Consider the following 12,625-nt stretch of genomic DNA (forward strand, 5'->3'; position numbering starts at 1 on the left):
TCCTTATTCCTTAGCAGTCCAGCTAGTTGGCCTGAATGAGTTCCTCAGCCAAGTTGGCCGAGACTTGAGAGTAGTGATCAAATTCCATCGTAAACGCACCGCGGCCCTGCGTAGCAGAGCGCAACTCGGTGGCGTAACCGAACATTTCAGCCAGCGGCACCATGGCACGCACAGACTGCACACCACCCTGGCGAGGTTCCATACCCTGGATCTCGCCGCGGCGGGCGCTCAACTGGCCTACGATATCGCCAAGGTACTCCTCAGGAATGGTCACTTCAACTTTCATAACCGGCTCCATCAGAACCGCCTTGCCGATACGCATACCTTCCTTGAAGGCCATCGAACCGGCCATCTTGAAGGCCATTTCATTCGAGTCGACTTCATGGAAGGAGCCGTCATAAAGGGTTACGGCGATGTCCGTGACCGGGTAACCGCCCACCACGCCGGCCTCAGAGGCCTCGCGCACACCCTTCTCGATTGCCGGGATGTATTCCTTGGGAATAGCGCCCCCGACAATTTTGTTCTCAAAGCTGATGCCGCTGCCCGGTTCGCTGGGTTCCATTTTCAAAATGGCGTGGCCATACTGGCCGCGGCCGCCGGACTGCTTGACGTAACGCATTTCGGCTTTTTCCACCGGACGCGTGATGGTTTCACGGTAAGCCACCCGCGGGCGTCCCACCGTCGCAGCCACCTTGAACTCACGCATCATGCGGTCCACCAGAATATCCAGGTGCAGCTCACCCATACCGGAGATCACGGTTTGGCCGGTCTCCGCATCGGTCTGCACGCGGAAGGTGGGGTCTTCCTCGGCCAGGCGATGCAGCGCTTCGGCCATCTTGTCCTGGTCGGCGTTGGTCTTGGGTTCCACCGCAATCGAGATCACCGGCTCAGGGAAGCTGATGTTTTCCAGAATGATCTGCTTGGTTTCATCGCACAGTGTGTCACCGGTGAAGGAGTTCTTCAAACCGATCACCGCACCAATGTCGCCCGCCACCACTTCTTCGATCTCTTCACGGCGGTCGGCATACATACGGATCAAACGGCCAATGCGCTCGCGGTTCTTCTTCGAGGAGTTGTAGACAGAGCCGCCCTTGACGATCTTGCCGGAGTACACCCGGAAATAGGCCAGGCGGCCCACGAACGGGTCAGCCACGATCTTGAAGACCAAAGCGCTCAGCGGCTCTTCGTTCTTGGGGTGGCGCTCAACCGTCTCTTCGCTGCGCGGGTCAATGCCTTCCACTGCCGGAATGTCCAGCGGGGACGGCAGGTAATCGATCACCGCGTCCAGCACGGGCTGCACGCCGCGGTTCTTCAAAGAAGAGCCGCAGAACACAGCATTGGCCCTGCCTTCGATCACAGCCTTGCGCAGTGCAGCCTTCAGTTCAGCAATGCTGATCTCCTGGCCTTCCAGATACTTGTGCGTCAGAGAGTCATCGGTTTCGGCAATGCCTTCCACCATGCGCTCGCGCCATTCCTTGGCCTGGGCCTGCAGGTCAGCCGGAATATCGCCGACCACCGGCTTGGCGCCGGTCTCTTCTTCCCAAATGATCGCCTTCTGCTCCAACAGGTCGATAATGCCCTGGAAGCTGGACTCGGCGCCGATCGGCAGCTGCATCGCGATCGGGTTGGCGCCCAGGCGCACACGGATGCTCTCCAGGCTGCGCTCAAAAGAAGCGCCGATGCGGTCCATCTTATTAATGAAGCAGATGCGCGGTACACCGTAGCGGTCAGCCTGGCGCCACACAGTTTCACTCTGCGGCTCCACGCCTTGCACGGCGTCAAAAACCACCACACCGCCGTCCAGCACGCGCAAGGAGCGCTGCACTTCGGCGGTGAAGTCGATGTGGCCCGGGGTGTCGATCACATTGATCAGGTGTTCTTTCCACTCGGCAGTCACCGCCGCAGACACGATGGTGATGCCGCGCTCGCGTTCCTGCTCCATCCAGTCGGTGACGGTGTTGCCTTCGTCCACCGAACCCAGGCGGTGCGTCTTGCCGGTGTAGAACAAGATACGCTCGGTAGTGGTCGTCTTACCGGCGTCAATATGGGCAATAATGCCTATGTTTCTAAATTTCTCAAGCGGATAAGTAGCGGGCATAACTCTCTTTGTTCATTACTCCGTATTTCTAAACACGATAATGGGAGAAGGCGCGGTTGGCCTCTGCCATCTTGTGGGTTTCGTCTTTTTTGCGAACAGAAGCGCCCTGCCCGGCGGCCGCTTCGCTCAGCTCAGCAGCCAATTTCTCGGAAAAGGACTTGCCGCCACGCCCGCGCGCCGAAGCAATGATCCAGCGCGAAGCCAGGGCGAACTGGCGCTCCGGGTTCACTTCCATCGGCACTTGGTAGGTGGCGCCGCCTACGCGCCGCGGACGCACTTCCATCTGCGGGCCTACGTTCTTGAAGGCGGTGCTGAACACTTCCATCGGGTTTTGCTTCTTCTGCTTCTCGATCAGGTCCAGGGCGCCATATACCTGGCGGGCGGCGGTGCTCTTCTTGCCGCCGCGCATGACGCGATTAATGAACATCTGCACCTCAACGCTGCTGAAACGAGCGTCAGGAGCAATAATGCGCTTCTCGGGTTTCTGTCTGCGTGCCATCTACTTCTCCACTATGCGATGAATGCTAGGCCTTGGGCCGTTTGCTTCCGTACTTGGAACGCGCCTGCTTGCGGTCATTCACCCCGGTGGTATCCAGGGTGCCGCGCACGATGTGGTAACGCACACCGGGCAGGTCCTTCACACGGCCGCCGCGCACCAGCACCACCGAGTGCTCTTGCAGCGTATGACCCTCGCCGGGAATGTAAGCGCTAACTTCCATGCCGTTGCTCAGGCGCACACGGGCGATCTTCCGCAAAGCAGAGTTCGGCTTCTTGGGGGTCATCGTACGCACAACCGTGCACACGCCGCGCTTCTGCGGGGAACCCTTAGGCAGGCGAATGCGGCGCTGCGTATGCGTGTTGAACACATACTGCAAAGCCGGCGCTTTGGTCTTTGCCCGTTTTGTTTTGCGGCCCTTGCGGACCAGCTGGTTAATCGTCGGCACTCTTCTTCTCCGTTCTACGTTTCACTACATCTTTTCGTACATCGAGGCCATCGCGTGCTGGATGGCCTCGACATTGACTGCGCTATGCGGGCCCAATCGGCCCGGATCCTACGTCGCGGCGAAAGATTTTAGCAGTATCCCCAATTTGCGTCAAGGATTGGCCTTAAGGTCATCACCCAGGCCCAGCAGGCCGGTACCCAGCCGCGGCGGGCGTGTGCGCTGCTCTTCCTTGCCGAACTTGATCACGCCTTCGTCGGTTTCAGCCTCCACAGACAGGCCCAGGCTCTGCAATTCCTTCACCAGCACCCGGAAGGAAGCCGGGATGCCCGGCTCTTCGATGGGTTCGCCCTTGACGATCGCCTCGTAAGTCTTCACCCGGCCGATCACGTCGTCGGACTTGACCGTCAGCATTTCCTGCAAAGTGTAAGAGGCGCCATAGGCTTCCAGCGCCCACACTTCCATCTCACCGAAGCGCTGGCCGCCGAACTGCGCCTTGCCGCCCAGCGGCTGCTGGGTCACCAGGCTGTACGGGCCAGTCGAGCGGGCATGCACCTTGTCTTCCACCAAGTGATGCAGCTTCAACAGGGTCATGATGCCCACCGTCACCGGTTGGTCATACGCTTGGCCGCTCTTGCCGTCGCGCAGTAGCTGCTTGCCCAGGTACGGGGCCGGCTTGGCGGTTTCCAGCGTGTAGGCGTCCGCCAGCTCGCGCAGCTTCTCTTCGCCGGCGTTGCCCGCCGGGCGGCCCATGCGATCCAGCCACAGGCGGGCGCAGGCCACCACAGCTTTGGTGCCGCGCTCACGGCGCACGTCCAGCTGCAGGTCGGCCTGCTCAAACACCAGGATCTCATCCGGGTTGTAACCCTCTTCGACCAGCCATTCACGTGCCACAGAGTGGCGCGCATAGGTTTCATCCTGGGCCAACTTGGACACATCGTACTTCTTGGGGCCTAACCATTGCTCCAGGTACAGGTTGCGTACCTCATTTTCATCTTCCAGCGCTTCCGGGTCCAGGTTGCCGTTCTGTTCGGCCAACCAGGTCCAGGAACGTTCGCCGGCTTCACGCCAGGCTTGGTCCACCAGCCAGGCACGCGCCAGTTCGGCTTCGATCTCCTCTTCGCTGGCGCCGTCAAACACCGGCACCACCGAGCGGAAGCCGAGCCGCTTGGCCGCCCAACCCAGGTGGGTTTCCAGGATCTGGCCGATGTTCATACGGCCGGGGACGCCCAGCGGGTTGAGGATCACGTCCACCGGGGTGCCGTCTTCCAGGAAGGGCATATCCTCCACCGGCACCACCTTGGACACCACACCCTTGTTGCCGTGGCGGCCAGACATCTTGTCGCCGGCGGTGATCTTGCGGCGCTGGGCCACGGAGACGCGCACCATCTTCTCTACGCCGGCAGACAACTCAATGTTGTCCTCGCGGGAGAAGACCTGTACGTCCACCACCTTGCCGCGCTCACCGTGCGGCATACGCAGCGAGGTGTCTTTAACGTCACGTGATTTCTCGCCGAAGATGGCGCGCAACAGGCGCTCTTCGGGCGTGAGTTCCTTCTCACCCTTGGGCGTGATCTTGCCCACCAGGATGTCGTTGGGGCCAACCTCGGCGCCGATGCGCACGATGCCGAACTCATCCAGATCCTTGACGGCTTCTTCGCCCACGTTGGGGATGTCACGCGTGATCTCTTCGGCGCCTAGTTTCGTGTCGCGGGCTTCCACTTCATATTTTTCAATATGAATGGAAGTGAAGCGATCTTCCTGCACCATCTTCTCAGAGATCAAGATGGCATCTTCAAAGTTGCCGCCTTCCCAGGAGAGGAAGGCCACTACTGCATTTTGGCCCAAAGCCAGGTTGCCTTCCACCGTGGAGGAGGAATCGGCCACCACATCGCCCTTCTTGACCTTCTGGCCCTTCACCACGGCCGGGCGCTGGTCAATACAGGTGCTCTGGTTGGAGCGTTGGTATTTACGCAGGCGGTAGGTGTATTCCTTGCGGCTCTTGCCGCGCAGCACAATGTCCTCGCCGCTGACTGAGATCACTTCGCCATCTTCTTCCGCCAGGATCACCTGGCCGGAGTCCTTGGCGGCGTGGCCTTCCATGCCAGTCGAAACCAGCGGCACTTCCGGGATCAGCAGCGGCACGGCCTGCGACATCATGTTCGAACCCATCAGGGCGCGGTTGGCGTCGTCATGCTCCAGGAACGGGATCAGCGCCGCGCTGATGCCCACCAACTGGTGCGGGGCGATATCCATGTAATCAATATCTTCCGGGTTGGTGAACATAAAGGCCGAGTGATGGCGGCAGGACAGGCGTGAACGAATGAATTCACCATATTCGTTCAAGGGCGCATTGGCCTGCGCGATGTAGTAACGGTCTTCTTCATCGGCGGACAAGAAGATGGAAGAGTCGGTCACATACGGAGTGATCGGCACTTCTTCTACATCCAGCTTGGCAATCTCTTTGGCCAGTTTCTCATCAATACGCGTTTCCGCCTTGGCGATCACTTTGTCATTCTTGGGATCCACCAGGTCTTCACGCAGCTTGCGGCCCACCAAGCTCTTGTCCTTGGGACCCAGCGCCTTGACCACCTTGCGGTACGGCGTCTCGACGAAACCATAGTCGTTCACCCGCGCAAAGGAGGCCAGGTTGCCGATCAGGCCGATGTTCGGGCCTTCCGGCGTCTCGATCGGGCAGATACGGCCGTAGTGCGAATGGTGCACGTCACGCACATCGAAGCCGGCGCGCTCACGGCGCAGACCGCCCGGGCCCAGCGCCGAAACACGCCGCTTGTGGCGCAGCTCGGAGAGCGGGTTGGTCTGGTCCATGAATTGCGACAGCTGGCTGGAGCCATAGAACTCTCGCAGCGCAGCCACCACCGGCCGAATGTTGATCAGCGTGATCGGCGAGAGCTGCTCCTGGTCACGGATCGACATACGTTCTTTGATCACACGTTCCATGCGGCGCATACCCACCCGCAGCTTGTTCTGGATCAGCTCGCCCACCGTCTTCAGACGGCGGTTGCCCAAGTGGTCAATGTCATCAGCGAACTGCTTCTGATTGTTGATCAGGATCATGCGGCGGGCCAGGTTGATCAAATCCCACTTGGTCACCGTGCGGTGCGCCAGGGGAATGCGCTCTTTCTGGTCCAGCTTCTGGTTCAGTTTGTAACGCCCCACCCGCTCCAGGTCATAGTGACGCTGGTCAAACAGCTGGGTTTGCAGAAACTCGGTAGCGTTGTCCAGCGTGGCCGGGTCGCCCGGGCGCATGCGCTTGAAGAACTCGATCAGCGCCGCCTGGGCCACGCTGATCTTGCCGTTGTTGGTATCCCACTCGGGTTCCTGGTCCAGCGTCGACTGGATAAAGGAGCGGTCCGGGTTGGTGTCAATATCGCTGAACAGAGCCAGGATCTCTTCATCCGAGCCCACTTTCAGCGGGTTGTCCTTGACGCCATCATCGACGGCTGCCAGCGCGCGCAGCAAGATCGTGATCGGCACCGTGCGCTTGCGGTTGAACTTCAGCGTCAGGTAGTCGGTCTTGCGTGTCTCGAACTCCATCCAAGCGCCCCGGTCGGGGATTAGCTTGGCAGTCGCCAGCGGGCGGTTGGTGGCGCGGTCCAGCGGCGCTTCGAAATACACGCCCGGCGAGCGGATCAGCTGCGAGACCACTACACGCTCCGTGCCGTTAATAATGAAGGTGCCCTTCTCCGTCATCTCGGGGAAGTCACCCAGGAAGATGTCCTGCTTGATCGGCTCTGGCACATCCGGCCCGGCCAGCAGCACAGAGATGTACAGTTGGCGGGCATAGGTCAGGTCGCGTTCAATGCACTCTTCGATCGAGTGCTTCGGATCCTCAAACCAAAACTTCAAGTCCCACTGCTTGGACTCAGGGCTGCGGCTCGGGAAGAACAGCTTCATGCCCTTGTTGTAAGATTCGATGGGCGAAATTTCATGGAAGAGATCTCCCAGGCCTTCGTCCTTAAGGCGCTGGAAAGAGCTGAGCTGGACTTCGATCAGGTCCGGCAGCGTGAGTTCAGTCGACATGCGGGAATAGGTTTTGGTGGGAAGAGCTTGCGCCATTCAGCGCCTCCTAAGAATGAAAGATGCTGCAAAATACGAAAAAGCCGCTCTCCAAAAACACCGGAAGTAGCGGTAGGTTGCCAATCGTCAATTATATGGTAGAGCGGCTAACTATGTCAAGCCAGATCTGGCTCTCTTTAGGTTAATCCAATTCTCTAGTCGCTTACCCGCCTGGGTAGTATCATTTATACCCCAGGTCAGCTGGATGATCGCTGGAATTTGCTGTTAAGCATCTTCCAGAGGAAAGTCCGCACTCCACAGAGCATGACGCCGGGGAAACTCCCGGGGCGGGGCAACCTGCCGGATCAGGGCCACAGAAACATACCGCCAAACGCTGCGGTTGGATGCAGCTTGCTGCACACAATGCAGCGTAGGCAAGGGTGAAATGGTGGTGTAAGAGACCACCGGCGCGGGCAGCAATGCTCGCGGCCGGGCAACCCCCGTCAGGAGCAAGGCCGAGCAGGGACGAGCAGCGGCTCGCTGCGTTTGAGTCCCGGGTTGGCTGCACCGAGCTGGCCAGAGATGGCCAGCCCAGACAGATGATCATCCACGACAGAATGCGGCTTACAGGCTGGCCTGGGAAGCAGTCCTAAGTGAGCAGTGCTCGAAAGAACACTGCTCACTGCTTTACTACCACAAGAGGAAAATACCATGCCAAACAAACCAATCCTCGGCTTCATCGGCCTCGGCCTGATGGGCAAACCCATGGCCGCTCATCTGCTCAAGGCCGGCTTCCCGTTATGGGTGCACAACCGCAGCCAGGCCGCCGTGGACGAGCTGGTCGCGCTGGGCGCCACTGCGGCCGGCAGCCCGGCTGAGCTGGCGGCCGCAGTCGACATCGTCTTCACCTGCCTGCCAGACTCGCCAGACGTGGAACAGGTCGTCCTCGGCCCGGACGGTATCGCCGGCGGCGCCGGGCCTGGCCTCATCGTCGTAGACCACTCCACCATCAAGCCAGCCACCGCCCGCCACTTAGCGGCGGCCCTGGCCGAACGCGGCCTGGGCTGGCTGGACGCTCCCGTCAGCGGCGGCCAGCTCGGCGCCGAACAAGGCACCCTGACCGTCATGGTCGGCGGAGAGGCGGACGCGCTGGAACGTGCCCGCCCGGCCCTCGAAGCCTTTTCCAAGGCCATCACCCACATCGGCGCCGCCGGCGCCGGCCAGGTGGCCAAATGCTGCAACCAGATCATGGTCGCCGCCCAAATGACCGCCCTGGCCGAGCTGCTCATCTTCGCCCGCAAGGCCGATGTCGATCCTGCCAAGGTGGTCCAGGCCATCCGCGGCGGCGCCGCCGCCTGCTGGACGCTGGACAACAAACCCGAGCGCCTCTTCGCCGGCAACCGCCAGCCAGGCTTCAAAGCCTATATGCAGGCCAAGGACATGGGCATCGTCATGGACAGCGCCGCCGAATTCGGCATGCCGCTGCCCGCTAGCGAAGTAGCCACCCAGCTCTACGATCAGATGCTGGAAATGGGCCTGGGTGACCTGGACAACTCCGCCCTGGTCGGCGTGCTGGAAAAGATGGCCGGAGTGCAGCTATTAGCGGATAGCGATTAGCCAAAAAGACGCCAGCCGTGTCATTCTGAGCGAGTACTGCAACCAACACCCAATCGCCGAACCTCGGCCAGCGAACGCTGGGTTTCGCTTAGGGCTTAGAGCTAACAGCGAGCCGCTACAAAAACTGCGAATACACAAACACCGCCGCCACCACCATCAGCAGCGTCCCCAGGCTAAAGGCCAGCCGCTCCGCCCAGACCGGCACTGCATCCCGTCCAAACACCACCCGCCAGCCGCGCCACAGCTGCCCGGCCGCCGCCAGCAGCGCCCCGCCGCAGGCCATATAGGCCCAGGGCATGGCCCAGTTGCGGTCCATCATCTTATAAATGCCGGCATACACCAGCACCGCCATCGCGATGATATGCCCCAGCAGGATCAGGCGCGTGCCGCCGCGGTTCTCGGCATTGCGCACCAGCAGGCGGTGCGCCTGCCAGGTCACCAGGAAAACGCCAATGCGCATAATGCCGGAGGGAACGGCCGCATATTCATCCGGGCGCAGCACGTCCAGGCCCAGAGCGAAGCACAGTGCCATCAGCGGCACCGCCGCCGCGGCCCCCGTCACCAGCGGCCCGCCCCATTGCTTCAGCGCTTCGCCCACTGCCAGGGTGGCCAGGCCAAAAACGAACATACCCAGCAGGCCGGTCTCGCTGCCCTGAAAGGTCTTCTCCCCGGCCGTGAACCAGATGTGCGCGACCAGCGCCAGGTAAAGCGCCATGCGCGCCCCGGCTGCGGCCTGCGCCACCTCGCGCCGGTCAAACCAGGCGGCCGCAGCCAAAGCCGCCACCCCCAGCGCCAACCAAAGCGTCATTCCATCCTCCGCGTGTAGCCAAACTGCTTCAGCGATTTCTCGTCGTTGCGCCAGTTGGGCCGCACCTTCACTCGCAGCTCCAAAAAGACCTTGCGCTCACTCATGGCTTCGATCTCTTTGCGCGCTGCCTGGCCGATCTGCTTGATCATCGCCCCGCCCTTGCCCACCACGATGCCCTTGTGCGAATCGCGCTCGACGAAGATGGTCGCCTCAATATGCGCCCCGCTCTCGCCGCGCTCCGTGAACTGGTCAATGCGCACGTCAATGCCATGCGGCACTTCCTCTCGCAGCAGCTGCATCGCCGCCGCCCGGATCAGGTCGGCGGTGATCTCTCTTTCATATAAGTCCGTCACCTGCTCGGCCGGGTAGAAGGGCTGGCCCTCCGGCAGCAGGCCCTGTAGGTGGGCCAGCAGCGCATCCACCCCGGCGCCCTGCGCCGCCGAGATCTCGAACACGCTGTGCGCCTCCACCAGGGCTTCATACTCGGCCCGGCGGGCGGCCAGCTGTTCGCTGCTGAGCAGGTCCACCTTATTGATCGCCAATACCAGCGGCGCCTTGCGCCGCCGGGCGGCCAGGCGCTCCGCCAGTTGGCGGTCTTCCGCCTGCGGGCTGTGGGCTGCGTCCACCAGGAACAAGACCACATCCGCATCTTGCAGGGCGAATTGGGCCTGCTCGTTCATCAGCGCCCCCAGCTTGTTGTGCTCCTGGTGCAGGCCGGGCGTATCCACAAAGACCAGCTGCGCCTCCTCGGTGGTGAGGATGCCCAGCTGGTTGCGGCGCGTGGTCTGCGGCTTGGGGGAAACGGCCGCCAGCGGCTGGCCCATCAGGCGATTGAGCAGCGTGGACTTGCCTACGTTGGGCTGCCCCACCACAGCCACGAATCCGGCTTTGAAGTTTGCTGACATGGCGGGATTGTAACAGGCCAACGCTGGACAGTTGGCCCGGCTTCATGTACAATGCGGCGTCTGATTCAGAGTAGGTATTTTTGGAGGAACGTTGGCAAACATTAAATCTGCCATTAAACGCAACAAACAAAACGAAAAGCGCCGCCTGCGCAACCGTGTCTTTCGCGGTACCGCCCGCACTTTCGTTAAGAAGGCCCTGACCGCCATGGGCGCCGGGGAGCTGGAAGAGGCTCGTGAGGCCACCCGCCTGGCCGCCAGCGCGCTGGACAAGGCCGCCCAGAAGGGCATCATCCACAAGAACAATGCCGCTCGCCGCAAGGGCGCCCTGATGGGCAAACTTGCCGCCATGGAAAAGAGCAGCTAGCATTCACGCATCCAGAAAAGCGGGAGCCTTTGCTCCCGCTTTTTTTTGTTGGCTCGCCCTGCAAGACACGCCGTTATAATCCCAGCGAGTAGCCCCATGTTTGACGCCGAAAAGCAAGCCATCGAAGCCCGCCTGCGCGCTTTCTGTGAAGCGCAAGGCCTGCCCGCTCCCGACCAGGTGCAGTGGAGCCAGATCCCCTTCGCCGGGGAATGGGGCATCTCCACCTCCCTGTTCCAGATCGCCGCAGACTCCGCCCGCCAGGGCGGCCAGAAGGTCAACGTGCCGCAGCGCGCCAGCGAGCTGGCCGAGGCGCTGGCCGCCGAGCTGGGCACGCCGCCCGGCTTCTCCCGCGTCGAGGCCGTGCGCGGTTACCTGAACCTGTACTTCGCCGCCGCCGACTACGCCGCCCGCGTCCTGCAAGATGTGGCCGCCGCCGGCGAAAGATACGGCCACGGCGCGCCCAAGGGCGAGCAGGTCATGCTGGAATATTCGCAGCCCAACACGCACAAAGCCTTCCACGTCGGCCACCTGCGCAACATGATCCTGGGCGCCGCCCTGTGCAACATCATCGAAGCCGCCGGTTACCAGATGGTGCGCGCCAACTACATTGGCGACTTCGGCAAGGATGTGATGAAGTGGGTCTGGAACTACAAGGCCCGCCACATGGGCGAGCAGCCCCCTGCCGAAGACGTGACGCGCTGGATGGGCGATCTGTACGCCGAGGCCAGCCGCGAGCTGGAGAACAACCCGGACGGCGAAGCCGAGATCCGGGCGCTCTTCAGCCAGTGGGAAGACCCGCAAAGCGAAGCCCACCAGCTGTGGCAGCTGACCCGCCAGTGGTCGCTGGACGGCTTCAACGAGATCTATGACCTGATGGGCATCCGCTTCGACCGCATCTATTACGAGAGCGAGATGGAAAAGCCCTCCAAGCAGATGGTTACCCAGCTGATCGCCGAAGGCATTGCCACCGACGAGCGCAGTGAAGACGGCCCGGTGGTGGTCAAGCTGGACCAGCTGCTGGGCCTGGAGCAGGAGAAGTTCCGCGTGATGGTGCTGATGCGCTCGGACGGCACCGCCCTGTACGGCGCCTGGGACCTGGCGCTGGCCCTGGCCAAGTTCCGTGAATACGAGCTGACCAAGTCCATCTACGTGGTGGATGTGCGCCAGTCGCTGCACTTCCAGCAGGTCTTCAAGACCCTGGAGCTGGCCGGCTACAGCGATCTGATGAAGAAGGTGCTGCACATCCCCTACGAAGTGGTCAACCTGCCCGGCAACATCATCCTCTCCTCGCGCGAGGGCGTGGTGGTGCTGCTGGAAGAGCTGATCCGCGAGGCCACCCGCCGCACCGGCGAGATCGTGGCCGAGAAGAACCCCGAGCTGGACGCCGCTACCCGCGCCCAGGTCGCCCGCCAGGTCGGCCTGGCGGCCATCAAGTACCCGATGCTGGCCCGCGAGAACACCAAGATCGCCACCTTCGACTGGGAAGCCGCCCTGGACTTCAACGGCCAGGCCGCCCCCTACATGCAATACGCCCACGTGCGCGCCAACAGCATCCTGCGCCGAGCGGGCGGCGCGCCCGCCGCGGCTGTGCCGGGGCAAGACCTGCACAAGAGCGAGATCGAATTGATCGACCTGATCTCGCAGCTGCCCGACACGGTGCAGCGCGCCGCCGCCGAGTACAAGACCCTGCACATCACCAACCTGGCCTACGAGGTCGCCAAGGCTTTCAACGACTTCTACAACCAGTGCCCCGTGCTGGGGGCCGAGGAACCGGCCCGCAGCTTCCGCCTGGGGCTGGTGGCGGCTGCCAAGCAGGCGCTGGCCAACTGCCTGGCGCTGCTGGGCATTGAAGCCCCTGAAGTAATGTAGCCC

Annotated in this window: 9 protein-coding genes and 1 other RNA gene; 4 read left to right on the forward strand and 6 right to left on the reverse strand. The window is 61.8% G+C overall.

The window, feature by feature from the left end:
* Positions 1 to 22: 22 nt before the first annotated feature.
* The 4 genes from fusA to KF885_10590 form a co-directional block, all read right to left on the reverse strand.
* On the reverse strand, positions 23 to 2,098 hold the full coding sequence (gene fusA / locus KF885_10575; protein MBX3049604.1) for an elongation factor G: 2,076 nt from the start codon (positions 2,096 to 2,098) through the stop codon (positions 23 to 25).
* A gap of 28 nt (positions 2,099 to 2,126) precedes the next feature.
* Entirely contained in the window at positions 2,127 to 2,597 is a 471-nt protein-coding gene (rpsG, locus tag KF885_10580; protein ID MBX3049605.1) for a 30S ribosomal protein S7, read from the reverse strand.
* Between the two features lie 25 nt (positions 2,598 to 2,622).
* A complete protein-coding gene (gene rpsL / locus KF885_10585; GenBank protein MBX3049606.1) occupies positions 2,623 to 3,042 on the reverse strand; it encodes a 30S ribosomal protein S12 in 420 nt (139 codons plus the stop codon).
* Positions 3,043 to 3,192: 150 nt separating this feature from the next.
* Complete coding sequence (locus tag KF885_10590) at positions 3,193 to 7,119, reverse strand: DNA-directed RNA polymerase subunit beta (GenBank protein ID MBX3049607.1); 3,927 nt, start codon at positions 7,117 to 7,119, stop codon at positions 3,193 to 3,195.
* Positions 7,120 to 7,312: 193 nt separating this feature from the next.
* On the opposite strand from KF885_10590, the gene rnpB reads away from it, so the two are divergent.
* Positions 7,313 to 7,702: RNase P RNA component class A (gene rnpB / locus KF885_10595), an RNA gene on the forward strand.
* 68 nt (positions 7,703 to 7,770) lie between these two features.
* Positions 7,771 to 8,676: an NAD(P)-dependent oxidoreductase gene (locus KF885_10600; GenBank protein MBX3049608.1), complete on the forward strand. Its 906-nt coding sequence runs from the start codon at positions 7,771 to 7,773 to the stop codon at positions 8,674 to 8,676.
* Positions 8,677 to 8,791: 115 nt separating this feature from the next.
* Here the strand turns inward: KF885_10600 and KF885_10605 are convergent, their stop codons facing one another.
* A complete protein-coding gene (locus KF885_10605) occupies positions 8,792 to 9,484 on the reverse strand; it encodes a hypothetical protein (protein ID MBX3049609.1) in 693 nt (230 codons plus the stop codon).
* On the reverse strand, positions 9,481 to 10,389 hold the full coding sequence (gene era, locus KF885_10610; protein ID MBX3049610.1) for a GTPase Era: 909 nt from the start codon (positions 10,387 to 10,389) through the stop codon (positions 9,481 to 9,483). Before era ends, KF885_10605 begins: the two co-directional genes overlap by 4 nt.
* 91 nt (positions 10,390 to 10,480) lie before the next feature.
* Between era and rpsT the strand changes: the two genes are divergently transcribed.
* Together rpsT and argS are read left to right on the forward strand one after the other, a co-directional pair.
* Entirely contained in the window at positions 10,481 to 10,753 is a 273-nt protein-coding gene (gene rpsT / locus KF885_10615) for a 30S ribosomal protein S20 (protein ID MBX3049611.1), read from the forward strand.
* A gap of 96 nt (positions 10,754 to 10,849) precedes the next feature.
* A complete protein-coding gene (argS, locus tag KF885_10620; protein MBX3049612.1) occupies positions 10,850 to 12,622 on the forward strand; it encodes an arginine--tRNA ligase in 1,773 nt (590 codons plus the stop codon).
* Positions 12,623 to 12,625: the final 3 nt, after the last annotated feature.

It is taken from the genome of Anaerolineales bacterium, assembly GCA_019637805.1.
Lineage (GTDB): Bacteria > Chloroflexota > Anaerolineae > Anaerolineales > UBA11579 > JAMCZK01.